Consider the following 2,367-nt stretch of genomic DNA (forward strand, 5'->3'; position numbering starts at 1 on the left):
TGTTAGCGCCGGGCGATTTTAGCCGCTAATAGTCAAACTATTTTGACCAATCCCGGTCACCGAATAATGGCCACCGTGCCTCCCCGCCGCCACTACGCTGGTGGTGCCAACACGCCGGCGTTAGGAGGACCATTGAGGTGAACGAGAGACACGATGACCTACAGGAGATTATAGACGCGGCGCTCCGGGAGATGGCCGCGGAGGAGGGCGACGGGTTCGACCCGCAGGCATGCAACCTCGCGGAGTTCTGCAGGAGGACGGGGCTCACCCGCTCCCGCGCGAGGACGGTCAGGGCACACGGGTTCAGGGCCCTGCCCCACGGGAACAGCGGGAGGAGGGCCGCGCCGGGCGTGCTCGCCGGCCACACCGGCCTGGTGGACGACCTCCTGCGGAAGGGCGTCACCAACTCGCAGGTGATATTCGAGCGGCTGCTCGGCCAGGGCTACGCCGGCGGCCTCACCACGGTGAAGACCTATATCGCCGCGCACCGGGACCTCGTGCCCGCGAAGAGGCGGCAGGTGGCCCCGCAGGGCTGCCGCGGCCAGCGCTTCAGGACGGCGCCCGGAGAGGCCTACCAGATGGACTGGGGCTTCGTCGCGGTCGAGCGCCCTGGCGGGGAGCGGGCGCGGATCGCCTGCTTCGCCATGGTCTGCCACCATTGCGGGGGCGCCCACGTCGAGTTCTTCCCGAACGCGCGCCAGGAGAACCTCCTCATCGGGATGCTGCACGCGTTCTCGGCGCTGGGCGTGCCCGCGACCGTGCTCACCGACAACATGAAGAGCGTGGTCGTCCGCCGCGATGCCGACGGCCGGCCCGTCTGGCAGGCCGACTACGCCGAGTTCATGGGCGTCGTCGGCTTCCGCACCAGGCTGTGCAGGCCGCGCCACCCCTATACGAAGGGCAAGGTGGAGAGGCTCGTCCGCTTCGTGAAGGGGAACTTCCTCGCGGGAAGGTCCTTCACCGACCTTGACGCCCTCAACCGGGAGGCCGCCCTCTGGTGCGCCGAGCAGGGAGGCCGCTGGCGGCGCGCGGCGGCATGCGTCCCGATGCGCGAGCACGAGGCGGCGTGCTCGGCGAACACCAGGCCGCTCGAGGTCACGGCCGAGGTCGAGCGGTACCTGTGCCCGCGCCGGAAGATCTCCTTCGACGGCTTCGTGAGCTTCGAGGGGCACCGCTACGGCGTGCCCTACTGGTACGTCCGCCGCGAGTGCAGGGTGAGCCGGGAGGGGCGCGTGGTGCACATATACAGCGACGACCTCTCCCGCGAGCTCGTCGCCCACGCCGTCGGCACCGGCGCCGACAGCTGGTGCGAGGGGCAGTGGGAGACATCGCCGGCGCAGCCCGAGGAGCTGCCGACCCAGCCGGTGGGGACCGTGGTCGAGCAGATCGCCCCGCCCAGGACGAAACCCGGTTTCGAGAGGTTCGACTTCGGGAGGGCCGAATGATGGCGGGCGCGGGGGCGAGCCCCTACGAGCTCGCGAGCGACGCCGCGTCGAGGCTCGGGATCGCCGTCGGGGCGGAGGAGCTCGCGACCCTCGCCTCGGACCTCGACCTCGGCGACGGGGAGATGGCCGCCGTGGCAGCCACCTTCTCCTACCTTGCGGAGAAGAGGAGGCTCGCCTCCATCGAGACGCTGCTGAGGCTGAGCAGGCTGCCCAGGCGCGAGCCCAAGACCTTCGAGGGCTTCGACTTCTCCAGGATCCAGGGCCGGGACGCGGCCGCGCTGGGCAAGCTCCCGTCGCTGGCCGACCTCTACGCGCACCGCAACGTCGCCTTCGTCGGGCCCGGCGGCATAGGGAAGACGCACCTCGCGCAGGCCTACGGGCGCGAGTGCTGCATGCGGGGGCTCAAGACCTACTACATCAAGGCGACCGAGCTCAGGGACAGGTTCCAGAAGGCCGTCCAGCGGGGAAACACCTCGCGGGTCGTCTCCTCGCTCGTCAAGCCGTCGTGCCTCATCGTTGACGAGGTGGGGAGATGCGTCTACGACAGGCCGTGCACCGACCTGTTCTTCGATGTCGTCGACAGGCGCTACGAGAAGGAGGGGCCGAACGCGATGGTCCTCACGAGCAACATCGCCCCGAGCGGGTGGGATGAGTTCTTCACGGGCGACGACACGCTCCTCTGCGCCCTCGGCAGGCTGTTCGACAAGGCGTCGGTGTTCGTGATGCGGGGCCCGAGCTACCGCGGCAGGGGGCTCGACACCTACTCGGTGGAGGCCGTCCCCCAGGCGGTGAAGGTGAGGGGGATCCAGCCCGAGGGGATGTAGGGAAGCGATAGGAAAGTCATAGATGCGGGCGTGTTGGCTAAAATGGGTCGGCCGGGATTGGTCAATCTCGGCCGACTATATTTGGCTAAATTATTCCG

At 68.7% G+C, this 2,367-nt stretch carries 2 protein-coding genes; both read left to right on the forward strand.

All coding sequences use genetic code 11. The features are described 5' to 3' along the window. The first annotated feature begins 137 nt into the window (after positions 1–137). Positions 138–1,445: an IS21 family transposase gene (gene istA, locus I1969_RS10885; protein WP_324248664.1), complete on the forward strand. Its 1,308-nt coding sequence runs from the start codon at positions 138–140 to the stop codon at positions 1,443–1,445. Then, on the forward strand, positions 1,442–2,269 hold the full coding sequence (locus tag I1969_RS10890) for an ATP-binding protein (RefSeq protein ID WP_195235136.1): 828 nt from the start codon (positions 1,442–1,444) through the stop codon (positions 2,267–2,269). Before istA ends, I1969_RS10890 begins: the two co-directional genes overlap by 4 nt. Positions 2,270–2,367: the final 98 nt, after the last annotated feature.

The organism is Collinsella aerofaciens (assembly GCF_015548375.1).
Taxonomy (GTDB): Bacteria; Actinomycetota; Coriobacteriia; order Coriobacteriales; family Coriobacteriaceae; genus Collinsella; species Collinsella aerofaciens_AB.